Annotated in this window: 22 protein-coding genes; 8 read left to right on the top strand and 14 right to left on the bottom strand. The window is 70.3% G+C overall.

What is annotated here, in order from left to right:
- Window positions 1-80 precede the first annotated feature (80 nt).
- Both BEK98_RS05270 and BEK98_RS05265 read right to left on the bottom strand, forming a co-directional pair.
- Window positions 81-317, bottom strand: coding sequence for a type II toxin-antitoxin system antitoxin (locus BEK98_RS05270; RefSeq protein WP_094215202.1), 237 nt, complete (start codon window positions 315-317; stop codon window positions 81-83).
- Window positions 314-1,249, bottom strand: a complete 936-nt coding sequence (locus tag BEK98_RS05265; protein ID WP_094215201.1) for an SPFH domain-containing protein — start codon at window positions 1,247-1,249, stop codon at window positions 314-316. Before BEK98_RS05265 ends, BEK98_RS05270 begins: the two co-directional genes overlap by 4 nt.
- 216 nt (window positions 1,250-1,465) lie before the next feature.
- Here BEK98_RS05265 and BEK98_RS05260 point away from each other — a divergent pair, with 216 nt between their 5' ends.
- Window positions 1,466-3,799 carry a transglycosylase domain-containing protein gene (locus BEK98_RS05260; RefSeq protein WP_094215200.1) on the top strand — a complete coding sequence of 778 codons (2,334 nt, stop codon included), beginning with the start codon at window positions 1,466-1,468 and terminating at the stop codon, window positions 3,797-3,799.
- A gap of 59 nt (window positions 3,800-3,858) precedes the next feature.
- Here the strand turns inward: BEK98_RS05260 and BEK98_RS05255 are convergent, their stop codons facing one another.
- The 3 genes from BEK98_RS05255 to BEK98_RS05245 all read right to left on the bottom strand — a co-directional run bounded on the left by BEK98_RS05255 (window position 3,859) and on the right by BEK98_RS05245 (window position 8,401).
- Window positions 3,859-5,949, bottom strand: a complete 2,091-nt coding sequence (locus BEK98_RS05255; protein ID WP_094215199.1) for an ATP-binding SpoIIE family protein phosphatase — start codon at window positions 5,947-5,949, stop codon at window positions 3,859-3,861.
- A 304-nt stretch (window positions 5,950-6,253) separates the two neighbouring features.
- Window positions 6,254-6,943: a cytidylyl-2-hydroxypropylphosphonate hydrolase gene (gene fomD / locus BEK98_RS05250; RefSeq protein ID WP_208643013.1), complete on the bottom strand. Its 690-nt coding sequence runs from the start codon at window positions 6,941-6,943 to the stop codon at window positions 6,254-6,256.
- A 72-nt stretch (window positions 6,944-7,015) separates the two neighbouring features.
- Window positions 7,016-8,401 carry a class II fumarate hydratase gene (locus BEK98_RS05245; protein WP_094215719.1) on the bottom strand — a complete coding sequence of 462 codons (1,386 nt, stop codon included), beginning with the start codon at window positions 8,399-8,401 and terminating at the stop codon, window positions 7,016-7,018.
- A 217-nt stretch (window positions 8,402-8,618) separates the two neighbouring features.
- Here BEK98_RS05245 and BEK98_RS05240 point away from each other — a divergent pair, with 217 nt between their 5' ends.
- Entirely contained in the window at window positions 8,619-8,984 is a 366-nt protein-coding gene (locus BEK98_RS05240) for a hypothetical protein (RefSeq protein WP_094215197.1), read from the top strand.
- 107 nt (window positions 8,985-9,091) lie between these two features.
- Here BEK98_RS05240 and BEK98_RS05235 read toward each other — a convergent pair whose 3' ends face one another.
- A complete protein-coding gene (locus tag BEK98_RS05235) occupies window positions 9,092-10,762 on the bottom strand; it encodes a fumarate hydratase (RefSeq protein ID WP_094215196.1) in 1,671 nt (556 codons plus the stop codon).
- Between the two features lie 169 nt (window positions 10,763-10,931).
- Here BEK98_RS05235 and BEK98_RS05230 point away from each other — a divergent pair, with 169 nt between their 5' ends.
- Complete coding sequence (locus BEK98_RS05230) at window positions 10,932-11,633, top strand: DUF1707 SHOCT-like domain-containing protein (RefSeq protein ID WP_094215195.1); 702 nt, start codon at window positions 10,932-10,934, stop codon at window positions 11,631-11,633.
- A 174-nt stretch (window positions 11,634-11,807) separates the two neighbouring features.
- Entirely contained in the window at window positions 11,808-12,182 is a 375-nt protein-coding gene (locus BEK98_RS05225; protein ID WP_094215194.1) for a WhiB family transcriptional regulator, read from the top strand.
- A 66-nt stretch (window positions 12,183-12,248) separates the two neighbouring features.
- Here the strand turns inward: BEK98_RS05225 and glpX are convergent, their stop codons facing one another.
- Window positions 12,249-13,283 (bottom strand): class II fructose-bisphosphatase, encoded by a 1,035-nt coding sequence (gene glpX / locus BEK98_RS05220; RefSeq protein WP_094215193.1) that lies wholly within the window; start codon window positions 13,281-13,283, stop codon window positions 12,249-12,251.
- 125 nt (window positions 13,284-13,408) lie between these two features.
- Here glpX and BEK98_RS05215 point away from each other — a divergent pair, with 125 nt between their 5' ends.
- On the top strand, window positions 13,409-13,933 hold the full coding sequence (locus tag BEK98_RS05215; protein ID WP_094215192.1) for a DUF4245 domain-containing protein: 525 nt from the start codon (window positions 13,409-13,411) through the stop codon (window positions 13,931-13,933).
- A 78-nt stretch (window positions 13,934-14,011) separates the two neighbouring features.
- Here the strand turns inward: BEK98_RS05215 and BEK98_RS05210 are convergent, their stop codons facing one another.
- From BEK98_RS05210 to xseA, 3 genes are all read right to left on the bottom strand, one after another.
- Entirely contained in the window at window positions 14,012-14,602 is a 591-nt protein-coding gene (locus BEK98_RS05210) for a malonic semialdehyde reductase (RefSeq protein WP_094215191.1), read from the bottom strand.
- A gap of 132 nt (window positions 14,603-14,734) precedes the next feature.
- Complete coding sequence (locus tag BEK98_RS05205) at window positions 14,735-14,971, bottom strand: exodeoxyribonuclease VII small subunit (RefSeq protein WP_094215190.1); 237 nt, start codon at window positions 14,969-14,971, stop codon at window positions 14,735-14,737.
- A gap of 36 nt (window positions 14,972-15,007) precedes the next feature.
- A complete protein-coding gene (gene xseA, locus BEK98_RS05200; protein ID WP_094215189.1) occupies window positions 15,008-16,216 on the bottom strand; it encodes an exodeoxyribonuclease VII large subunit in 1,209 nt (402 codons plus the stop codon).
- Between the two features lie 66 nt (window positions 16,217-16,282).
- Here xseA and BEK98_RS05195 point away from each other — a divergent pair, with 66 nt between their 5' ends.
- Window positions 16,283-17,299 carry a 4-hydroxy-3-methylbut-2-enyl diphosphate reductase gene (locus tag BEK98_RS05195; RefSeq protein WP_094215188.1) on the top strand — a complete coding sequence of 339 codons (1,017 nt, stop codon included), beginning with the start codon at window positions 16,283-16,285 and terminating at the stop codon, window positions 17,297-17,299.
- A 52-nt stretch (window positions 17,300-17,351) separates the two neighbouring features.
- Window positions 17,352-18,104 carry a polyphosphate--glucose phosphotransferase gene (ppgK, locus tag BEK98_RS05190; protein WP_094215187.1) on the top strand — a complete coding sequence of 251 codons (753 nt, stop codon included), beginning with the start codon at window positions 17,352-17,354 and terminating at the stop codon, window positions 18,102-18,104.
- A gap of 16 nt (window positions 18,105-18,120) precedes the next feature.
- Here the strand turns inward: ppgK and BEK98_RS05185 are convergent, their stop codons facing one another.
- Complete coding sequence (locus BEK98_RS05185; RefSeq protein WP_208643012.1) at window positions 18,121-18,669, bottom strand: DUF6542 domain-containing protein; 549 nt, start codon at window positions 18,667-18,669, stop codon at window positions 18,121-18,123.
- A 181-nt stretch (window positions 18,670-18,850) separates the two neighbouring features.
- Between BEK98_RS05185 and ychF the strand changes: the two genes are divergently transcribed.
- Window positions 18,851-19,939, top strand: a complete 1,089-nt coding sequence (gene ychF / locus BEK98_RS05180; protein WP_094215185.1) for a redox-regulated ATPase YchF — start codon at window positions 18,851-18,853, stop codon at window positions 19,937-19,939.
- Window positions 19,940-20,006: 67 nt separating this feature from the next.
- Here ychF and BEK98_RS05175 read toward each other — a convergent pair whose 3' ends face one another.
- Genes BEK98_RS05175 through BEK98_RS05165 form a run of 3 tightly spaced genes read right to left on the bottom strand, consistent with a single transcriptional unit; the run spans window position 20,007 to window position 23,517 of the window.
- Window positions 20,007-21,239, bottom strand: coding sequence for an ABC transporter substrate-binding protein (locus BEK98_RS05175; RefSeq protein WP_094215184.1), 1,233 nt, complete (start codon window positions 21,237-21,239; stop codon window positions 20,007-20,009).
- On the bottom strand, window positions 21,236-22,084 hold the full coding sequence (locus BEK98_RS05170) for a hypothetical protein (protein WP_094215183.1): 849 nt from the start codon (window positions 22,082-22,084) through the stop codon (window positions 21,236-21,238). The genes BEK98_RS05175 and BEK98_RS05170 overlap by 4 nt, the downstream gene beginning before the upstream one ends.
- Complete coding sequence (locus BEK98_RS05165) at window positions 22,081-23,517, bottom strand: VWA domain-containing protein (RefSeq protein ID WP_143684075.1); 1,437 nt, start codon at window positions 23,515-23,517, stop codon at window positions 22,081-22,083. The genes BEK98_RS05170 and BEK98_RS05165 overlap by 4 nt, the downstream gene beginning before the upstream one ends.
- Between the last annotated feature and the right edge of the window lie 70 nt (window positions 23,518-23,587).

Genomic DNA, 23,587 nt, shown 5'->3' with positions numbered 1-23,587 from the left:
ACGCGGTGTGTATACGCGGAGTGTGTAGATCATGGCGAGGGGTGCGCGAGGGGTGCGGAGGTGCAGGTGGGGGCCGATTGTCAGTGTTCGGAAACAGGCGGCCGCCCGCGACGCGGCAGCGGCCCGGTCTCCTTCGGCAGCCGCCCCGCCTCGGCCAGCGCCTTGCGCAACAGGAACTCGATCTGCGCGTTGGCGGACCGCAGCTCGTCGCCCGCCCACCGCGCCAGCGCCTCGTACACCGACGGGTCCAGCCGCAGCAGCACCTGCTTGCGCTGCTGCGGCCGGCGCCGAGGAGTCTCTTCCGGAGAGTCCGTCACTGGTAGAGGGTCCCAGTGTTGAGGACGGGCTGCGGAGCACGGTCCCCGCACAGCACCACCATCAGGTTGGACACCATCGCCGCCTTCCGTTCGTCGTCCAGCTCCACGATGTCCCGCTCCGCGATCCGGGCGAGCGCCGCCTCCACCATGCCGACCGCGCCGTCCACGATCTGCCGCCGGGCCGCGACGACCGCACCGGCCTGCTGCCGCTGGAGCATCGCCGAGGCGATCTCGGGAGAGTACGCGAGGTGCGTGAAGCGCGACTCGATGATCCGCACCCCGGCCGCCTCCACGCGGGCCTGCAGCTCGACGGCCAACCGCTCGGTGATCTCCTCGGCGTTGCCGCGCAGCGAGAGGCCGTCCTCCTCGTGGGCGTCGTACGGGTACTCGATGGCGATGTGCCGTACGGCCGTCTCGGTCTGCGTGGCGACGAACTCGGCGTAGTCGTCCACCTCGAACACCGCCTGGGCGGTGTCCTGGACCTTCCAGACCACGACCGCGGCCAGCTCGATCGGGTTGCCGTAGGCGTCGTTGACCTTGAGGACGGCGGTCTCGTGGTTGCGCACCCGGGTGGAGATCCGGGTCCGCGAGGTGAAGGGGTTCACCCAGCGCAGGCCGTCCTGCCGGATCGTGCCGCGGTACCGGCCGAAGAGCTGCACGACCCGGGCCTCGCCGGGCGCGACCGTGTTCAGGCCGCGCATCGCGATGATCGCGCCGAGGAAGACGAGGACGCCGCCGGCGATGAGTCCGCCCTTGGCACCGGACGCGGAGACCGCGGAGGCGGCGGCGAACAGGGCGACGGCGGTGCCGAGCCCGAGCAGGCCGAGGAGCAGGGCGAGCCCGCCCCCGATGCTCTGCGCCGGGACCTCCCGCACGCGTGGTGCGGGCATCTCGGGTATGTCGGCGATCGCGGATGCGTCATGTACGGACATGGGTGGATCCCCCGTTCGGGTCATGCCTAGCTTCGGTCTAGCTAAGTGATATCACTTTATGCCCGCAGGCAACCCTGGGCCAGTGATATCCGTCGGTTCCCTTGGGGCGGGTGCTGATTGTCACGTCCGTAAAAGAACGGATCGGACGCCCTTTGTCATATAGACGGGTGTTAGCTTTCGGAGCTGACCCCGAGAGGAAGCGGAGCGTAAAGAGCCATGGGACGAGCGGAAGAGAGACGAGCGCGACAGCGCGGTGGCCACCGCGCGGCGCCCAAGCGCCGCCGCTCCAGCCCCGCGGCCCCGGCCGGCGCCAAGCCCGCCAAGGGCCGAATACGCCGGCTCTTCACCTGGAAGAAGATGCTCGGCACCTTCCTGGGCCTGTGCCTGCTGGGCATCGGCGGCTTCATCGTGCTGTACCTGGTCGTGGACATCCCCCAGGGCAACGCCGCGGCCAAGCAGGAGAGCAACGTCTACAAGTACAGCGACGGCTCCGTCCTGGCCCGCGTGGGCGAGGTCAACCGCGAGAGCGTGGACCTGTCCAAGGTGCCCAAGGGCGTCCAGCACACCTTCGTCGCCGCGGAGAACAAGACCTTCTACCACGACTCCGGAATCGACGTGAAGGGCCTCGCCCGAGGCCTGTTCAACACGGTGTCCGGCCGCGGTACCCAGGGCGGCTCGACGATCACCCAGCAGTACGTCAAGAACTACTACCTCAACCAGGACCAGACGGTCACCCGCAAGCTCAGGGAGATGGTCATCTCCCTGAAGGTGGACCGCCAGCTGTCCAAGGACGAGATCCTCGCGGGCTACATCAACACCAGCTACTACGGCCGCAACGCCTATGGCATCCAGGCCGCGGCGCAGGCCTACTACCACAAGGACGCGGCCAAGCTGAGCGTCCAGGAGGGCGCCTACCTCGCCGCGCTGCTCCAGGCGCCGAGCCAGTACGACTGGGCGGTCGCCGGCCCTGTGGGCAAGAAGCTGGTCGAGCAGCGGTGGAACTACGTCCTGGACAACATGGTCAAGCAGAACTGGCTCGACGCCGGCGAGCGGCAGAAGATGAACTTCAAGAGGGATGCCATCCCGAAGGACCCCAAGGGCACGCCCGGTGAAGAGGGCCAGAAGGGCTACCTGGTCCAGCTCGCCAACCAGCAGCTCGAACAGCAGCTGATGAAGCAGCAGGGGCTGACACAGGCCCAGGCGGAGAACGCGGTCGTGGACCGCGGCTGGACCATCACCCTGAACATCAGCAAGAAGAAGCAGGCCGCGCTGGAGAAGGCCGTCAAGTCCCAGCTGACCAGCAAGCTGGACAAGAAGAAGCGCAAGGTCGACGGCAACATCCAGGCCGGCGCCGTCTCGGTGGACCCCAAGACGGGCAAGATCGTCGCCCTGTACGGCGGTCAGGACTACTTCAAGCACTACTTCAACAACGCGACGCGCCGCGACTACCAGCCCGCCTCGACGTTCAAGCCGGTCATCCTCGCCGCCGCGCTGGAGGACAACGCCACCACCCAGAGCGGCAAGCCGATCACCGCGAACACCCTCTACGACGGCACCAGCGGCCGCCAGGTCGTCGACCACGGCAGCAAGGTCGGCTTCGGCCCGCCGAACGAGGACAAGGTCAACTACGGCCCCATCACCGTGCAGAAGGCGATGAACCAGTCCGTCAACTCGGTCTTCGCCCAGATGGGCGTCGACGTCGGGATGACCAAGGTGATGGACACGGCCAAGCGGCTCGGCATGGACACCGACGGCATGCAGGCGGTGCCCGCGCAGACGCTGGGCTCGATGGGGGCCAGCCCGCTGGAGATGGCCGGCATCTACGCCACCTTCGACAACCACGGCTACAAGGTGACGCCGGGCATCCTCAAGTCGGCGGAGCAGAAGGGCCGTTCGGTCGACATTCCCAACCCGATCGGCAACCAGGTCATCAGCCGCACGGCCGCCGACACGGTGACCTCCGTGCTGACCGGTGTGGTCGACGACGGTACGGCCAAGAGGAACGTGGCGAACAACCCGCTGCGCAACGGCCAGCAGGTGGCGGGCAAGACCGGTACCTCCGACGAGAACAGGTCCGCCTGGTTCACCGGCTACACGCCCGACCTGGTCACCTCCGTCGGCCTGTTCGGCGAGGACTACAAGACCAAGGCCCACGTGTCCATGATGGGCGCCACCGGCCTGCTGCCGGCCCCCGGCCGCGTCAACGGCGGCACCTACCCGGCGCAGATCTGGGCGGCGTACACCTTCGGTGTCACGGACCAGGCCAAGTTCGACCTGAACACCACCCAGGGTGCGGCCGTCGCGCCGACGGACACGCCGACCTTCAGCCAGACCCCGTCCCAGACGCCGTCGAACACCCCGACCAGTGCCCCGCCGACGTCCACGACCCCGTCCCAGACGCCGACCACCAGCCCCCCGACCACGGGGACCCCGACGACCGGGGCCCCGACCACGGGGACCCCGACCACCGGGGCCCCGACCACCGGGACGCCGACGGGCGATGTCACGGACAACCCGCTCGACAACGGCAACGGGAACTTCGGCCAGTAGGGCCCGCGCACGCGAAGGGCGCCCGGGGACTCCCCGGGCGCCCTTCCGCGTCCTCGGACTCAGGCCCGGTTCAGCTCGAACCAGACCACCTTGCCGGTGCTCAGCCGGGTCGCACCCCACCGCCGGGCCAGCCGGTTGACCAGGTACAGCCCGCGGCCGCCCTCGTCCGTGGCCCGGGCCTGGCGCAGCCGCGGCAGCTGGGGCACGTCGTCGCCGACCTCGCAGCGCAGCACGTCCGTGCGCAGCAGCCGGAGCGTGACCGGACGGGAGGCGTACCGCACGGCGTTGGTGACCACCTCGCTGACCAGCAGCTCCACCGAGTCCGTCAGCTCCTCCAGGTCCCAGCGGGCCAGTGCGCGCCGGGCCAGCCGACGGGCCTGGCCGGGGGCCGTCTCCTCCGGATCCAGCGTCCAGTACGCCACATCGCTCGGCGCGATCCCGTCGAAGCGGGCCGCGAGCAGCGCGATGTCGTCGTCCCGGTCGCCCGGGCCGAGCATGTCCAGCACCTCGTCGCACAGCGCCTCGAGCGGCGGCGGATGGTCCGGGCCGGTCAACTGGGCGGTCGCGGCGAGCCGTTCACGCAGCTGCTCTATGCCGGTCCACACGTCCCGCAGCCGGGACTCCACCAGGCCGTCGGTGTACAGCAGCAGCGTGGCCCCGGCCGGCGCGTCCAGCTCGACCGCCTCGAAGTCCACCCCGCCGACGCCGATCGGGGCGCCCGGGGGCACCCTGAGCACCTCCGCGCGGCCGCCCAGGTGCAGCAGGACGGGCGGCGGATGGCCGGCGTTGGCGATGGTGATGCGGTGCGTGACCGGGTCGTAGACGGCGTACAGGCACGTCGCCATGCGGTCGGTGCCCAGCCGCTGCGCCTGCTCGTCCAGGTGGTGCAGCACCTCCTGCGGGGGCAGGTCGAGACCGGCCAGGGTCTGGGCCGTGGTGCGCAGCTGGCCCATGATCGCCGCCGAGGTCATGGAGTGCCCCATGACGTCACCGACCACCAGCGCGACCCGGCTGCCGGGCAGCGGGATCGCGTCGTACCAGTCGCCGCCCACCCGCGCGGTCTCCGCGGCCGGCAGATAGCGCGAGGCCAGCCGCACCCCGGTCGGACGGGGCAGGGTCTCGGGCAGCATGGTGCGCTGCAACTCGTCGGCGATGTAGGCCTCCCGGCCGTACAGCACCGCCTTGTCGATGCCGAGCGCGCTGTGCGTGGCGAGCTGGGCGGCCACCAGCAGGTCGTCCGCCTCGAACGCGAGCCGCTCCGGACGGCGCAGGAACAGCGCCGCGCCGATCACCCGGCGCCGGCCGCGCAGCGGCGCGAGGATCGCGTGCTGCCCGCCCGGTACGACCGCCTCGCCGCCCTCGCCGAGCAGCTCGGGCAGAGCGGCCCGGGCGGCGGGCGCGTCGGCGAACACCGGCCGCACCCCGCGCAGCACCTCGTTCAGGGCGCCGCCGGGACGCACCTCGCACAGCTCGGTCGTCAGCGACGACAGCTCCGAGAGGGCCGACGGCTCGGGCTCCGGCTCCGGGAACGGCGGGAGCAGCAGGCCCTCGGTGTCCCGTTCGTCCGGTATGCGATCGGTGCGGCGCAGCCGCAGCACCACCGGGCCGGTGGGCCGCTCGTCACCGACCGGCAGCGGGTCGCGCAGATAGACCAGGATCGCGTCCGAGAACGTCGGCACGGTGGCGCGGCACAGCCCCATCACGATCTCGTCCAGATCGATGCCACGGGCGATCCGCCGGGTCGCCGCGCCCACGAACCTGAGCCGGTCCCCGTCGCGCCGCATCGGCATCGGCCGCCCCGGCGGCAGTCCCCGCCCGGTACGGCGCTCCTGGCCGCCCTGCGCCCGCTCCTCCTCGGCGCCCGGCTGCGGCGGAATGACCTCCGGCGCCGGACGCGGGCGATGGGTGTCCGTCTCCGTGGTGGCGGGCTGGGAGTGCTCCGGGCCGTTGACTGGGGGCTCCTTCCCCTTGTTCCCCTTGCCGCAGGGCGCGGTCGTCCCCGGGCCGGAGGGCGGTCCGTCCGCCCGGGCCTGTGCCGGTAAGGCCGAGCTGCCGTTCGGCTTCGGGGTACGCAAGAGCGCCCCGCGGGCCTCCGCGGGGTCGGCGCCCGGCTGCGGGCGCTCGTAGGAGGAGGTGGGGTGCTCCGTCACGCGTGTCGAATCCATCCGTCCGGGGCTGCGCGCCGGGCGCGCAGATGGTCCCGCCGAAATCCCGATACCCGGAATACGTGCCCCAGGAACGGAATTCCCGCGTGGTCAGAGGTTGTTCCTGTGCCGCCGGCGAACCCGCCCGGTCCAGGGCAGGCCCTGGCGGTGTTGCCCTCGTACCCCTTGCTCACGTCCTGCCGCCCCTCGGTGACGTCTGGTCAGGCCCGGCGCACGTTCCGGTAGTTGCGGTAGCGCCCCCTTGCGGAGGACGATCCTACGGTTGTGGACCGGGGGCGCATCAAGGGTCTCATGAGGACACGTGCGCGGGCGTACGGTCCCAGTCCTCGGGGAGTGACGGTACCGCCCAGGAGGGGTCCGGGCGCCAGTGCTGCCAGCCGTCCGAGAACGGCGGGCCCCAGGCGCCGATCGCCTCCACCGCGGCCCGCCCGGCCGCCCGCACCCGCCCGGCGGTCGTCTCGTCCATCAGACCGTCCCGCTGGGCCTGTGCGAACTCGTCCTCGTCCCGCCAGTGCCAACTGCGGTCCGGATTCACCGAGATGTCCAGGAAGTAGTCCACGGAGTCCACACCGCCCGCCCAACGGGCCAGCGGCCGCTCCAGGTTGACGTACCAGTTCTTGAACCGCCAGCCCGGATCCCAGAACAGCCACACCGACCACGGATCGCCGGGCCGGGCCAGCTTCAGCACGCCCGTGCCGAACCACCGGTCCCGCTGCACCGCGCGCGGCTTGGTGTAGCGGGTCTCCAGCGGCTCCAGATGGACGGGCGTGCCGTCGGCCAGCACTGGCTTGACGCACTCGGTGCCGGGCGCCATCCACACCGCGAGCAGCTCCTCGTCGTCCCGGACGACGGTGACGGGCCGTGCGATGTGGAAGTGCTCACCGGCGTTCTCCCGGTACCGCCACAGGATCGGGGTCCCGGGGGTCCAGTACGTCGCAGGTCCCGCCGCCACTCGTCTCACCGCTCCGTCGTCCGTCATGCACAGATATTAGGTGCCGCAGGCATACGACGCTGCGGCGGCCGTCACGGTTCAACTCGGCGGCGGCACTTGTTACGGGTGCGTCATCCGCAGGACATCCAGCGCCTCGTCCAGCTGCTCCAGGGTGAGGTCGCCGCGCTCCACGTACCCGCCCTCCAGCACGACCTGACGGATGGTCTTCCGCTCGGCCAGGGACTTCTTGGCGACCTTCGCGGCCTCCTCGTAGCCGATGTACTTGTTCAGCGGGGTCACCACGGAGGGCGACGACTCGGCGTACTCGCGGGCCCGTTCCCGGTCGGCGACGATGCCGTCGACCGTGCGGTCGGCCAGCAGCCGCGAGACGTTGGCAAGCAGCCGGATCGACTCCAGCACATTCTTGCCGATGACCGGGAGCATCACGTTCAGCTCGAAGTTCCCGGAGGCGCCGGCGGTGGCGATCGTGGCGTCGTTGCCGATCACCTGGGCGGCGACCATGAGCACGGCCTCGGGGATCACCGGGTTGACCTTGCCCGGCATGATCGACGAGCCCGGCTGCAGGTCGGGCAGGTGGATCTCGGCGAGCCCGGTGCGCGGCCCGGACGCCATCCAGCGCAGGTCGTTGGCGATCTTCGTCAGCCCGACCGCGACGGTCCGCAGCTGCCCGCTGGTCTCCACGATCCCGTCCCGGGCGCCCTGCGCCTCGAAGTGGTCCCGGGCCTCGGTGAGCGGCAGCCCGGTGGCCTGTGCGACCTCCCTGATCACCGCGGCGGAGAACCCGGGCGGCGTGTTGATCCCGGTCCCGACGGCCGTGCCGCCCAGCGGCAGTTCGGCCAGCCGGGGCAGCGAGGCGCGCAGCCGCTCGACGCCGTACCGCACCTGAGCCGCGTACCCGCCGAACTCCTGGCCCAGCGTCACCGGCGTCGCGTCCATCAGATGCGTCCGCCCGGACTTCACGACGTCCGCGAACTCCTCGGACTTGCGGGTGAGGGAGGCGGCGAGGTGGTCGAGGGCCGGGATCAGGTCGTTCGTCACGGCCCCGGTGGCGGCGATGTGGATGGACGACGGGAACACGTCGTTGGACGACTGCGAGGCGTTGACGTGGTCGTTCGGATGCACGTCCCGGCCGAGCCGCTCGCTCGCCAGCGTGGCGAGGACCTCGTTGGTGTTCATGTTGGAGGAGGTCCCGGACCCGGTCTGGAACACGTCGATCGGGAACTGGTCGTCCCACTTCCCGTCGGCGACCTCCGCGGCCGCCTCCTGGATCGCCTCCGCGACGTCCTTGTCCACCACCCCCAGCTCGGCGTTCACCTTCGCGGCCGCCGCCTTGATCCGGGCCAGCGCCTCGATGTGCGCCCGCTCGATCCGCTGCCCGGAGACGGGGAAGTTCTCGACGGCACGCTGGGTCTGCGCCCGCCACTTGGCGTGGGCGGGGACCCGGACCTCGCCCATGGAGTCGTGCTCGATGCGGTATTCGCTCATGCCGGTGTCAGCGATCGGGACGCGGCGGTTGTTCCGGACCGTGGGCCGCACGGGGCGAGGGGTGACAGCGGCCTGCTGCATTGGCACCACCGACGTCACCGGGTCGGGGGACTGCTCCACCGGCTGCCGAGCCGGACATCACGGATAAATGTGACTATCACCCCAAGGTGACAGAGCGATTCCCCGCCGTCACCACGGCTGGCAGGAGGACCAATCGATGCACTTCACTCCGAAGCGCCTGCTCGGCGCCACCGCGGCGGTGTCCATAGGCGCGGTGGCTCTGCTGGGCGCGGGCGCCGGCGCCGCGGGCGCCGCCGGCAGGGCCTACTGCGACCGCGCCGAACGGCCCGTCTGGAGCGGCGACCCCAGCCGCAACATGACCGGCCACGGCTGCAGCATGCCGGACAACGGGCGCCGCTGGTACACCGTCGAGGTCGACACCCTCGTGGAGGCCCACCACAAGACGGAGTATCTGAACGGACCCGTTGACCGGACCGAGACGCTGCACGACAGAACCATCAGGTGCATGGGCTACACCACCAGCGGCGACACGGTGAACTGGTTCGGCTGCGTACCTCACTGACCTATGGGTCGAGGCAGATCCGGACCGGCCCGGCGCCGGGCGGCCGCGTCCCCGACGGGACGCGCCGGCCGCCCGGCCGGGTCCGGAGGACAGACCCCGTCCGCCGGTCAGGCCAGCCCCGGCCCCCGCACCGGAATGCTCGTGAACGTCGGCTGCGGGGCCGGGTCCTGGAAGAAGTCGTTGCCCTTGTCGTCCACCACGATGAACGCCGGGAAGTCCTCGACCTCGATCTTCCAGACGGCCTCCATGCCCAGCTCCTCGTACTCGACGACCTCGACCTTCTTGATGCAGTCCTGGGCGAGGCGGGCGGCGGGGCCGCCGATCGAGCCGAGGTAGAAGCCGCCGTGCGTGTCGCAGGCGTCGGTGACCTGCTTGCTGCGGTTGCCCTTGGCGAGCATCACCTTGGAGCCGCCGGCCGCCTGGAACTGCTCCACGTAGGAGTCCATACGGCCGGCCGTGGTCGGGCCGAAGGAACCGGAGGCGTACCCCTCGGGGGTCTTGGCCGGGCCCGCGTAGTACACCGGGTGGTCCTTCAGGTACTGCGGCATCTCCTCGCCCGCGTCCAGGCGCTCCTTGATCTTGGCGTGCGCGATGTCGCGGGCGACGACCAGCGGGCCGGTGAGGGAGAGGCGGGTCTTGACCGGGAACTTGGTCAGCTCGGCGAGGATGTCGTCCATCGGCTGGTTGAGGTCGATCTTGACGACGTCGGACGACTCGTCCAGGTGCTCGTCCGTGGTCTCCGGCAGGAAGCGCGCCGGGTCCTTCTCCAGCTGCTCCAGGAACACGCCCTCGGCGGTGATCTTGGCGACGGCCTGGCGGTCGGCCGAGCAGGAGACGGCGATCGCGACCGGGCAGGAGGCGCCGTGGCGCGGGAGGCGGATCACCCGGACGTCGTGGCAGAAGTACTTGCCGCCGAACTGCGCGCCGATGCCGATCTTCTGCGTCAGCTCGAAGACCTTCTGCTCCAGGTCCTGGTCCCGGAAGCCGTGGCCCAGCTCCGAGCCCTCGGCCGGGATCTCGTCCAGGTAGTGCGCGGAGGCGTACTTCGCGGTCTTCAGCGCGTACTCGGCGCTCGTGCCGCCGACGACGATCGCCAGGTGGTACGGCGGGCAGGCGGCCGTACCGAGCGAACGGATCTTCTCCTCCAGGAACTTCATCATGGAGGCCTCGTTCAGGACGGCCTTCGTCTCCTGGTACAGGAAGGACTTGTTGGCCGAGCCGCCGCCCTTCGCCATGAACAGGAACTTGTAGGCGCCGCCGTCGGTCGCGTACAGCTCGATCTGGGCGGGGAGGTTGGAGCCGGTGTTCTTCTCCTCCCACATGGTGAGCGGAGCCATCTGCGAGTAGCGCAGGTTCAGCCTGGTGTAGGCGTCGTAGATGCCGTGCGACAGGTGCTTGTCGTCCGCACCCTCGGTCAGGACGTTCTGGCCGCGCTTGCCCATGACGATCGCCGTGCCCGTGTCCTGGCACATCGGCAGCACGCCCGCCGCCGCGATGTTCGCGTTCTTCAGCAGGTCGAGCGCGACGAACTTGTCGTTGCTCGACGCCTCCGGGTCGTCGATGATGCGGCGCAGCTGCGCCAGGTGGGCCGGGCGCAGATAGTGCTGGATGTCGTGGATGGCCTCCTCGGCCAGCTTGCGCAGCGCCTCCGGCTCCACCTTGAGGAAGGTCCGCCCGTCCGGCCCCTCGACGGTGGACACGCCCTCCGAGGTCACCAGCCGGTACGGGGTGGTGTCCTCGCCCTGGGGGAGCAGATCGGTGTACGCGAACTCAGGCATCTCAGCCCATTCCTCACTCTGACGGACGGCCGCCCGCCGACGCTGGCGGGCCTCACCAGCCTAGAACCTGCCACCGACACGGAACCTGTGAGGTAAGGCTCAGTTCCGGGACACGCGGGCAGCTCCGGCCCCCTAGTCGCGATCTATCGCGTTTCGGTACGCTGCTGTCGTGGACCTTCAGAAGCACGCCCAGCCCCAGGACAGCGCGCCGCGCGTGTCCGAACTGCGCGCCTCGGACGCCGACCGTGACCGTGTCGCCGACATCCTCCGCGAGGCCCTGGCCGAGGGCCGGCTGACCGCCGACGAGCACGCCGAGCGCGTGGAAGGGGTGCTGAACGCCAAGACGGTCGGCGAGCTGGAGGTCTTCATCCGCGACCTCCCCGCCGCCCACCAGCGGCCCGCGGCCCCCGCCTACACGCCCGTCCCGCCCCGCCCCTCGCCCGGCGCGATCCCGGCCGAGGCCGACGCCAACGTGGTGGCCGTCTTCAGCAGTGCGGTGCGCCGGGGCCGCTGGCGCGCGGGGCGCCGGCTGCACGCGTACTCGGTCTTCGGCTCGGTGGAGATCGACCTGAGCGAGGCGATCTTCGAGTACCAGCAGGTCGTCATCAAGGCCGTCTCGGTCTTCGGCGACGTCCAGATCCGCGTTCCGGAGAACGTCTCGCTGCGCGGCACGGGCGGCGGTGTGCTGGGCAACTTCGAGGTGGACACGCTGGATTCGGTCGAGCCCGACGCGCCCGTGGTCTACGTCGACGGGTGGGCCGTACTCGGCAACGTCGAGGCGCGCCCCAAGCGCGGCCGGCGCGTGGCGGACATCCTCGACCGGGTCCAGGACAAGGTCGACCGGAAGCTGCGCAAACACCTGGACCGTTGACGGTCGCGAATCCGCCCGTGGCCCAAGGGCCGCGGTGGTGTGACGGACGGGGCTGGGGGGCGTGAACAAGCCGCCGCGCGCCTGCGGTTGGAAACGCAGTGCATAGGCTCGCGCACAGCGGGTAGGCCTTGCTGCATCGTCGCTCACTCGCGAAGCCGTCGTCAGGAGTAGACCGTGCTGCAACCGCCGCATTCGTCCTTGCAGGTCGCTGCCGTTCCGGCCCAGCGGGTACCCGCGCGCGACCGGGACCAAGACGCACCCTGGCACACCGAGGCGGTGTGCCGGCGGGACGAGGCCGGTCTCTTCTTCGCCCCGTCCAAGGAGCCGACGGCCGCCCGCCTGTCCCGTGAGGAGGCGGCCAAGCGCGTCTGCGCCCGCTGTCCGGTCATGGTCGAGTGCCGCGAGCACGCCCTCCTCCAGCCCGAACCGTACGGCGTCTGGGGCGGCCTGACGGCGGCGGAACGCCGGGTGGTCCTGGCCAGGCGCCGGCGGCGCGAGGTGGAACTGAAGAAGGCGGCACGGGCGACGACGAACCGCATAGCGGGCTGAGCAGAGGAAAGGGCGCCCCCTCCGCACAGGGGGCGCCCATCGCCTTTCAGAGGCGCGGGACCGTGGTCACTTGGCCCGGTCGAAGTCGATCGCGCTGTAGGCCCGCAGCTTGCGCAGCCGGTGCTCGGAGTCGATCCGCCGCACGGTCCCCGACTTGGACCGCATCACGATCGACTCGGTCAACGCGGTCTCGGAGCGGTACCGCACGCCACGCAGCAGCTCGCCGTCGGTGATGCCGGTCGCGACGAAGAAGACGTTCTCGCCGGAGACCAGGTCGTCGGTGGTGAGCACCCGGTCCAGATCGTGCCCGGCGTCGATCGCCCGCTGCCGCTCCTCGTCGTCCTTGGGCCACAGCTTGCCCTGGATCGTGCCACCGAGGCACTTCACGGCGCAGGCGGAGATGATGCCCTCCGGGGTGCCGCCGATGCCGAGCAGCAGGTCGACGCCGGTGCCCTCGCGCAGGGCGTAGACCGAGCCGGCGACATCGCCGTCGGAGATCAGCTTGATACGCGCGCCGGCCTCCCGGACCTCCTTGATCAGGCCCTCGTGGCGCGGCCGGTCGAGGATGACGACGGTGACGTCCTCCGGCGCGGACCGCTTGGCCTTGGCGATCCGGCGGATGTTCACGGCCACCGGCGCGTCGATGTCGACGAAGTCCGCGGCCTCGGGGCCGGTGACCAGCTTGTCCATGTAGAACACGGCCGACGGGTCGAACATGGCGCCGCGCTCGGCGGCCGCGAGGACGGCGATGGCGTTGGGCATGCCCTTGGCCGTCAGGGTGGTGCCGTCGATCGGGTCGACCGCGATGTCGACCTCGGGGCCGGTGCCGTCGCCGACCTGCTCTCCGTTGAAGAGCATCGGGGCCTCGTCCTTCTCGCCCTCACCGATGACGACGACGCCGTTCATCGACACGGTGGAGACGAGGGTCCGCATGGCGCGCACCGCGGCGCCGTCGGCGCCGTTCTTGTCGCCGCGTCCTACCCAGCGGCCCGCGGCCATGGCCGCGGCTTCGGTCACCCGGACGAGTTCCAGGGCGAGGTTACGGTCGGGAGCTTCCGAGGGAACGTCCAGCTCGGAAGGCAGATGATGATTCTCGGTCATCGGAGCGCACCTTTCTGATACGACGACGGCCGGATGAGGGTGTACCCCGACTCTATCGTTAGGTAGACAAAATGAGCAGGGGACCCCACGGATGAGCGCTCCGGGCACCTGCGACGATAGGGGGCGTGGCAGGTTCGAACGGCAAGCAGAAGACGGTCCGGGACATGATTCTCTCCCTGGGCCTCATCGGGATCGCGGCGGCGGTCATCTATCTCTTCGTCCCGCACGACGATCACGCTCCCGACCTCAAGCGGGTCGACTACCGGGTCGAGCTGCTCACGGCGCGCCGCGCGGCGAGCTACCCGGTGGCAGCGCCGGAGGGGCTGCCGGGGACCTGGAAGGCGACCTCGGTGCGCTACCAGGGCGAGAACTCCGACCGCTGGCACCTCGGCTTCCAGACCCCCGACGGTCAGTACGCGCAGCTCGAGCAGTCCACCGAGAAGCGCGCCGACTTCATCGACCAGGCCAGCCAGGGCGCCTCGGCGACCAAGCGGACCGAGAAGATCGGCGACCGCACCTGGACCCGCTACACCGGCGGCCGCTACGACGCCCTGGTCCTCGAGGACACCCCCGGCTCCACGACGGTGATCGCCGGCACGGCCTCCTTCGACCAGCTGGCGAAGATGGCGGCGGCGCTGAAGACGCGGTGAGCGCCTGAGCGCCCGTACGCGCACACGCAGGAGGCCCCCAGCGACACTGCTGGGGGCCTCCTGCCGTACTGGGGCGGCTCAGACGGTCGTGACGACGTCCTCGAACGCCAGTCGCGGCGAGCGCGGGAACCAGGCGTCCGGGCCGGGGCGGCCGATGTTGACGACCATCAGCGGGGTGTGGTCGTCGTCCAGGAACTCCTTGCGGACGCCCTCGAAGTCGAGGCCGGTCATCGGGCCGGCGGCGAGACCCGCGGCACGGACACCGATGATGAAGTACGCGGCCTGCAGCGAGGCGTTCAGCGCGGCGGCACCCTCACGGGCCGGACGCTCGCTGAAGAACACGTCCTTGGCCTGCGGGAAGTGCGGGAAGAGGGCCGGCAGCTCCTCGTGGAACTCGTTGTCCGCGGAGAGGATCGCGACCAGCGGGGCGGCGGCCGTCTTCGGCTGGTTGCCCTCGGCCATGTGCTTCACCAGGCGCTCGCGGGCCTCGGTGGAGCGGACCAGGGTGATGCGCAGCGGGCTCTGGTTGAAGGCGGTGGGGCCGTACTTGACCAGGTCGTAGATCGCCTGGACCTGCTCCTCGGTCACCGGCTCGTCGGTGAAGGTGTTGGCGGTGCGGGCCTCGCGGAACAGCAGGTCCTGGGCAGCGGGGTCAAGAACGAGAGACATGCGTGACTTCCTAGGGTGCGCGTCCGTTCCGGGGTGCCGGATCGGCTGATGTCCCCGACCATACGCAGGTGAAGTTCAACCTTCAACAAAAATCGGGGCGTGGTGATCCGCTTCACAGCGCCCGGCTCTTGCCTACTCGCTCTGTTCCTGAGCCTCTTCCCGCGCCTCTTCCTCGGCGAGCGCCGCGTCCAGCCGGGCCCGTGCGCCCTCCAGCCAGCGCCGGCACACCTTGGCCAGCTCCTCGCCGCGCTCCCACAGCGCCAGGGACTCCTCCAGCGTCGTACCGCCCGCCTCCAGGCGCCGCACGACCTCGATCAACTCGTCCCGCGCCTGCTCGTACGAGAGCGCCTCATCCACCTTGCTGGTCATCCGCCCACCCTAGACATCAGAAGACATCGGAAAACATCAGATATCGACACGAACCGTGAACTCGCCCTCGGCGACCCGCGCCCGCAGCGCCTCACCCTCCGCGACCTCCTCCGGATCGCGCACCACATGCCCGTCGGACTTCTGCAGCACCGCGTAGCCACGCTTGAGGGTGGCGGCGGGGGAGAGGGCCACCACGCGCGCGTGCGTGTGCGTCAGCTCCGAGTCGGCACGGTCGAGGAGATGGCCGAGCGTCCGCCGGCTCCGCCCGACCAGGGAGACCACGTGGTCGGCGCGCTCGTCGATCATCCGGTGCGGATCCTCGATCGAGGGCCGCGCCAGCGCGTGCGCCAGACCCCGCTGCTCACGCTCCACCAGCGACTCCACGCACCGCCGGGCCCGGTCCCGCAGCATCCGCACCCGCTCGAACTCCTCGCCGACGTCCGGTACGACCTTCTTGGCCGCGTCGGTCGGCGTGGAGGCGCGCAGGTCGGCGACATGGTCGAGCAGCGGGTTGTCCGGCTCGTGCCCGATGGCCGAGACGACCGGCGTACGGCACTCCGCGACCGCCCGCACCAGCTGCTCGTCGGAGAACGGCAGCAGGTCCTCCACGCTGCCGCCGCCGCGCGCGACGATGATGACGTCCACGTCCTCGATCCCGTCCAGCTCCTTGACGGCCTGGACGACCTGCGGGACGGCGTGCACGCCCTGCACGGCGACGTTGCGCACCTCGAAGCGGACGGCGGGCCAGCGGTGGCGGGCGTTCTCCAGCACGTCCCGCTCCGCGGCGGAGGCACGGCCGCAGACCAGCCCGATCAGCTGGGGCAGAAACGGCAGCGGCTTCTTCCGCTCCGGCGCGAACAGCCCCTCGGCCGCCAGCGTCTTCTTCAGCTGCTCCAGCCGGGCCAGCAGCTCACCGACGCCGACGGGCCTTATCTCGGCGGCCCGGAGCGAGAGCTGCCCACGCGGCGCGTACCACTCCGGTTTCGCCAGGACGACCACCCGGGCGCCCTCGCCGACGACGTCCGCGACCGCGTCGAACACCTGCCGGTAGCAGGTCACGCTGACCGAGATGTCGTACGAGGGATCCCGCAGGGTCAGAAACACGACCCCGGCACCCGGCCGCCGCGACAACTGCGTGATCTGCCCCTCGACCCACACCGCTCCGAGCCGGTCGATCCAGCCCCCGATCAGCCGGGAGACCTCACCGACAGGGAGCGGCGCTTCCGGCGACGTGTTCACAGCCATGCGGCGAGCGTAACGGCCGCCACCGACATTCCGGCCCGGTGCTGGGCCGCCGAACGCACCCTTACGATGGGTCCCATGACCGCTTCGTCTGGCCGCCGTGTCCTGCTCGCCGCCCCCCGGGGCTACTGCGCCGGTGTGGACCGCGCCGTGATCGCCGTCGAGAAGGCCCTGGAACAGTACGGGGCCCCGATCTACGTCCGGCACGAGATCGTCCACAACAAGTACGTCGTGCAGACCCTGGAGAAGAAGGGCGCCATCTTCGTCGAGCGGACGGAGGAGGTGCCGCCGGGCAACATCGTGATGTTCTCGGCGCACGGCGTCGCCCCGGTCGTGCACGACGAGGCCAGGCAGGGCCGCCTCGCCACCATCGACGCGACCTGCCCGCTGGTCACCAAGGTCCACAAGGAAGCCGTCCGGTACGCGAACGAGGACTACGACATCCTCCTGATCGGGCACGAGGGCCACGAGGAGGTCATCGGCACCTCCGGCGAGGCCCCCGAGCACATCCAGCTGGTCGACGGCCCCGAGGACGTCGCCAAGGTCACGGTCCGCGACGAGTCGAAGGTCGTCTGGCTGTCCCAGACCACCCTCTCCGTGGACGAGACCATGGAGACCGTCGACGCCCTGAAGACGAAGTTCCCGGGGCTCGTCTCCCCGCCCAGCGACGACATCTGCTACGCCACCCAGAACCGGCAGCTCGCCGTGAAGCAGATGGGCGCCGAGGCCGAGCTGGTCATCGTGGTCGGCTCGCGCAACTCCTCCAACTCCAAGCGGCTGGTCGAGGTCGCCAAGCTGGCCGGCTCCCGCGAGGCCTACCTCGTGGACTTCGCCAGCGAGATCGACGAGGCCTGGCTGGAGGGCGTCACCACGGTCGGCGTCACCTCCGGTGCCTCCGTGCCCGAGGTCCTGGTCGAGGAGGTCCTGCAGTGGCTCGCCGAGCGGGGCTACGGCGATGTCGAGATCGTCAAGGCGGCCGAGGAGTCGATCACCTTCTCGCTGCCCAAGGAACTCCGCCGTGACCTGCGCGAAGAGGCGGCCGCCCTGGTCGCCGAGCGCGGTGGATCGGGTACGTCGGAGGCGTGACCGTCCGTACGTCCGGGGCGTGACTGTCAGTCGTCCGTCGTAACGTGGAGCCATGCAGATCTTCGGCGTGGACATCGGCGGATCCGGGATCAAGGGCGCTCCCGTGGACCTGGACAAGGGCGACCTGGCCCAGGAGCGGTGCAAGGTGCTCACCCCGCACCCGGCGACGCCCGACGGCGTGGCCGACGGGGTCAAGCAGGTCATCGACCACTTCGGCTGGACGGGCCCGGTCGGCCTGACCTTCCCCGGAGTGGTCACCGGCGGTGCCACGGTCCGTACGGCGGCCAACGTCGACAAGAGCTGGGTCGACACGGACGCGCGCACCCTGTTCAGCGACCGCCTGGGCGGCCTGCCGGTGACCGTGGTCAACGACGCGGACGCGGCGGGCGTCGCCGAGATGCAGTTCGGCGCCGGCCAGGGCCGCCGGGGCACGGTCATCCTGCTCACCTTCGGCACCGGTATCGGCAGCGCCGTCTTCATGGACGGCGCCCTGGTGCCCAACACCGAGCTGGGCCACCTGGAGCTGGGCGGCCACGACGCGGAGACGCGGGCCTCCAGCAAGGCCAAGGAGGACCACGACCTGAGCTGGGAGCGCTGGGCCGGCCGGGTCCAGAAGTACCTCGCGCACGTCGAGATGCTCTTCTCGCCCGAGCTGTTCATCATCGGCGGCGGGGTGAGCCGCAAGGCCGACAAGTTCCTGCACCTCATCGACGGCGTCAGAGCCGAGATCGTGCCCGCCCAGCTGCAGAACAACGCGGGGATCGTCGGAGCGGCGATGCGCGCGGCGCACGACCACGCGGGCTAGCGGAGCGGAGCGGTGCTCAGGTGCGGCGCCTGCGGGCCCGCACCCACAGCACCCGGCGTACGAGCACGGTCACTCCCGCGATCAGCGTCCCCCCGTACAGCCAGCCCGCCTGCGTGGCGAGCCCCGTGACCAGCCCCATCAGCCGTCCGAGCAGACCCCCGCTGCCGTCGGCGGCGAAGAAGAGACCCACGGCGAAGGCGATCGGTACGACGACGGGCGCGGTCAGCAGATCACTGCCGCGCACCCACAGGGCGGTCAGTAAGCACACCGGCAGGAACAGCACGCCGTACAGCGTCAGCGACGACCCGAACAGCAGCTGGTCCAGGAAGCCGAGCAGAGACATCGCGACCGTGCAGAACAGCCCCCCGCCGAGCCCGGTCAGTCGCGGTCCCGGCACCTGGCCGGGCGGCCCCGGCCGGGCGGTCCGTACCGGCCGCGCGCCCCGCTGCGCACCCGCCGCGGGCCTGCGCTCACCCGCCCGCCGCCGTGCCTGCGGCGGCAGCGGCGCGCGCGGTGTGCCGCGTCGCGGTCCGTCGTTCGGGGGTCGGGTCCTGTGATACTCCACTGGACCAACCTAGGTCGGTTAATGTGCCGAATCGCCCCTCAGACACGCCGGTGAGGAGAGCTTGGCCGGGCGTTCGACGCTCCCGCGAGCCCGGCGGCGTCGACGCCGTAGACTGGTGGATCGGCCAGTGTCTCTGGCCCCTGGCAGCCCCTGGCCCACCTCATCTACGGGAAGTCGCAACGTGTCGCTCACGATCGGAATCGTCGGCCTGCCGAATGTCGGCAAGTCGACCCTGTTCAACGCCCTGACCAAGAACGACGTGCTGGCGGCCAACTACCCGTTCGCCACCATCGAGCCGAACGTCGGCGTGGTGGGCGTCCCCGACGCCCGCCTGGCGAAGCTGGCCTCGATCTTCGGCTCCGAGCGCATCCTTCCGGCCACGGTCGACTTCGTCGACATCGCGGGTATCGTGCGCGGCGCTTCCGAGGGCGAGGGCCTGGGCAACAAGTTCCTCGCGAACATCCGCGAGTCCGACGCGATCTGCCAGGTCATCCGGGCCTTCAAGGACGAGAACGTCGTCCACGTCGACGGCAAGGTCTCGCCGAAGGACGACATCGAGACGATCAACACCGAGCTGATCCTCGCCGACCTCCAGACCATCGAGAAGGTCCTCCCGCGCCTCCAGAAGGAGTCGCGCATCAAGAAGGACGTGGCTCCCAAGGTCAAGGCCGTCGAGGAGGCCAAGGAGATCCTGGAGAAGGGCGACACGCTCTTCGCGCACGGCATCGTCCAGGGCACCGAGCGCAACGAGCTCCTCCACGACCTGCACCTCCTCACCACCAAGCCGTTCCTCTACGTCTTCAACGTCGACGAGGACGAACTGATCGACGAGGACTTCAAGAACGAGCAGCGCGCCCTGGTCGCCCCCGCCGAGGCGATCTTCCTCAACGCCAAGCTGGAGCAGGACCTCGCCGAGCTGGACGAGGACGAGGCCCTGGAGCTGCTGGAGTCCGTCGGCCAGCACGAGCCCGGCCTGGCCACCCTCGCCCGCGTCGGCTTCGACACCCTCGGCCTGCAGACCTACCTGACGGCCGGCCCCAAGGAGTCCCGCGCCTGGACGATCAAGAAGGGCGCCACGGCCCCCGAGGCGGCCGGCGTGATCCACACCGACTTCCAGAAGGGCTTCATCAAGGCCGAGGTCATCTCCTTCGCGGACCTGGTCGAAACGGGCTCGGTCACCGAGGCCCGCGCCAAGGGCAAGGCCCGCATGGAGGGCAAGGAGTATGTGATGCAGGACGGGGACGTGGTGGAGTTCCGCTTCAACGTGTGACCGACCAGGTCACAAGGGGTCGGCTTCTCCGGGAGCCGGCCCTTTGCTGTTTCCCGTGCCGGGCCGATCAGGGGCGGTTGGGGCTGCTGCAGAGTGGTTCGGGTGGTGGTGGGGAATTCGGCTGTGAATAGCCCAGTTCCTTCTGGACTTTGTCGAGCGCGGTCAGGAGGGGTGTCGGCTCTTTGCCGTTCGTGTAGTCCAGGACCGCTCGGTAGAAGGCGGCGGACACGTCGGGGTCCATCGCGTCGGCGGCGCTGAAGCAGAGCGTGTAACGGGGGGAGCGGAGCATTCCGGCTATCCGGCCCTGGGTGGTGTTGGCGTACTCCGTCACCTTCCTGTTGGCGGAGAGCGCGAAGCCGGGTTCGTTCACCCAGGCCTGCTGGGCTTCCGCACTCGCCAGGTACTGGATGAACACGTCGGCGCTCTTGTTCCCGGTGAACTTTCCGACGAAGTCCGCCGAGACCTCCAGGGCCTGACGAGAGGACGGCACGTACGTGTACTGGTCGTCCTTCACCTGGGCCGATGCGAAAGGCATCGCGGAGAGGGTGCCGTGGCTCAGGGAACATTCCTTCTTGGTCATTTTCGCGGTGGCGTCGCGGAATCCGAGGGTGGATGCGTCTTTGCGAGGGGTTTTGACCAGGGCTCCCCAGGCGGTCCACGCATCCTTGACGGGTGTCGAGTCCCATTTCGCACCACCGGAGGCCCAGGCCTTGTACGTGTCGACGCCCTGGTCCGCGAGCAGGATGTCCGCGATCCAGTCGGCGCCGGGCCAGCCGGAGGTCGGGCCGGACTCCAGACCCAGGCACCACTTGTCGGAACGGGACCGGAGAGCGGTCCAGCTCTCGGGAGGCCGTGGGGTGACCCTGGCGTCGTACCAGATGAGGCTCTTGACGTCGGCCTTGACAGGGACCGCGTAGACGTCCGCGCCGTTCATGCCGAGCCCGCGGAACGGTTGCACGTACGCCTTCGTGTCCACTGCGAGTTTCCTGAGCGCCCCTTCCTCGCGGTACTTGGCGATCGCTCCCACACTGGGCAGCACGGCCAGGTCGGGCTCCGCGTCCGCGGCCACCGCGGCGTCGAGCTGTTGGGTCAGGGCGCGGGTGACCTGCGGTTCGACGTCGATGTCGGGGTGGTGGCTCTTGAAGTCCTTGACGACCGCGTAGAACGCCGCGAACTCCTTGTCGGACCAGGGAACCATGATCGTCACCTTGTCCTTCTCCGGTGCGTCGCACGCGACCGGCGCGAGGAGCAGCCCGAGGACCAGGGCGCAGCGCACGAGGGGTGCCGTGAGTCTTCTCATGAGCGAGGGAACCTGTACTCGGCGAGACGGGGACGATAGGCGAGAAACGCGAGCGCACCGGCGGCGGCGAGCACGGGCAGCGCGATCGCCATGGAGGGCGGTGCGGTCGTGCACATGGTGATGCCGATCGACGTGGTGGCCAGCAGGGCCACGGCGAGCGCCGGGCTGGGGTACCGCCGGAAGTGGTGGGCGACGATGTAGCCGGTCGCGCAGACCAGCAGCAGCATGACCGTCACCGGGCCGATGAACAGGGGCCAGAGGAGGTGGGGGCTGCGCCAGCCCGACCGGAGCTGGTCATGGCGGGCCTCGACCTCCAGCTTTTCGAGATCCTTGAGCGACTGCCTGAGGCCGCCGGTGAAGGGGACCGTACTCCTGCCGTCCTCCTCGGGCCTGTCGTCCAGTGCGTCGCGCGCCCTGGCCACGCCCGGCGGCCCGTCGAGGACCGCCGTGTTGGCCATCTGCACACAGGTGGCCAACTGGCCCTGGACGAACTGGATGTGGCTCAGTCCCTGCTGCCCGGCCGCGTTGCCGTCCGTCGCCGAGGTGAGGTGGGAGCTCACCCGGGCGGTGGCGTTGGCGAAGTCGGCGCCGGTGCCGATCAGGTCGGTCGCCCCGGTCTTGGCGGCGGCCTTGAGCGCCTGGTCCGCCTTCCCGGCCTGGAGGTACGCGTTGTGGATGTGCCCGATGGCCGTGTTCGTGCGCTCAGCGGCGGCGATCTGGTCTCCGGCCCGATTCGCCACCACCAGATACAGCAGCGCCGTCACCGCCACCAGGCCCAGCACGCCCGCCCTGAGCCACCGCAGCGCCACGATCGGATGGGGTACGCGCCACCGCACGCCGGTCACAGCGCATCCACCGGTCCACCGGCCACACCCGCGTTCCCGAACCGGTGCCCGCACTCCTCGCAGAACTTGGCCGTGGGTGACGTCGACGTCGTACCGCAGCGCGGGCACACGCGCGGCAACCCGGCGTCGCGGGGCGCGAGTTCGTGCGGATCGACCGGCCGTGTCGCGGTCTTGGTCGAGTCGACGCCGATTCCCTGCATCTGCCCTCGGGAGACGTTCCGCCGCACCCGCAGCCGGCCGTCGGGGCCGCTGGTCGCCACCGCGCGCAGCAGCTGCAGGCGCGCGGTGTCCCGGAGGGATTCCGCGAGCCCGATCGCGAGGCGCAGTTCGCGGTCCGCGCGGTCGAGGTCTCCGCGCAGGTGGGCGTCGGCGCAGGCGCGCATGGCCATGCCGAGTTCGCGTTCGTTCTCGACGCGGGTGAGGTCGGGCGACGGGGCGATGCCGAAGCCGGGTGTCGAGCGGCGGCGTACGACCATGGCCGCGGTCTCGGAGCAGGGCCCGCGGGTTCCGTCGGGCAGCTCGGCGTGCAGGGTGACGCGGGCGGCGCGCAGGGGCTCGTCGACGGTCAGGCTGTGGGGGTCGAACTGGAGCGAGACCTGGTACTGCCGGGTCTCCGGGGGCCAGGAGCCCAGGGGCACATGGGTCTCGTCGCCCTGCTGCTGGCGCGCCGTCAGTTCGGCGTCGACGGGGCGTGTCTGCCGTACGAACGCGAGCTGGAAACGGTCGTTGAGGCGCAGGCCCAGATACACCCGGGGTACGACGATCCGCTGCGCCTCGCGCATCAGGCGGGTGAAGTCCTCCGTGAGGTCGGAGATGGTGACGACCGCCTCGGCGGTGCCGTGCAGGGCCTGGGTGATGAGGAGGAGTTCGATGTAGTGCCAGTCGTCGCCCAAGCCCCTCGCGTCGCAGACGAACCGGTCGGTGCACGACGTGAGGATGTCGCGGAGTTGTTCGGGTGTCTCGTGCTCGTCCTTGCCGTCCGTGTAGAGCACCGCGTGGCGCACCGTGCCGGGGGAGTCCACCGACGCGAAGAGGCGGTGGGCGCGGGCCAGCCACTGGCCGATCGCCGTGCCGCCCTCGGCGAGTTGGCCGATGACCCGGAGCTTGGCGTCCTCCCGGGTCCGGGCGTCGACGCGGGCCAGGCCACCCGTCGTCGGGAAGATCACGTGGGCATCGTGGTTGCCCGCGATGATCCCCAGGCGGGCGCCGTCCCGCAGGGTGTCGATGGCCGCGCACATCGCGCGTTTCGCCTCGTCCAGCTTGTGGCCGGACATGGACAACGAGCGGTCCATGATGAGGATCTCGGCACCCGGGGTCTGCGGGGCCGAGCCCGCAGCGGAGTGTGCCGTGACGGTGATCAGGGCATCCGCGCGTCGCTCGTCGTAGGGCAGATCCGAGGGCGCGTCCACTTCCAGGGCAAAGCTGAGTCCCAAGGGTGACCTGTCCCCCACCGGCACCACCCGATCGCGTCGCTGCGTGTTCCCCTACGGAGCGTGCTGACGT

Origin of the sequence: Streptomyces diastatochromogenes (genome assembly GCF_002242805.1) — a bacterium.
Lineage (GTDB): Bacteria > Actinomycetota > Actinomycetes > Streptomycetales > Streptomycetaceae > Streptomyces > Streptomyces diastatochromogenes.
This window is presented reverse-complemented; position numbering and strand designations above follow the sequence as displayed.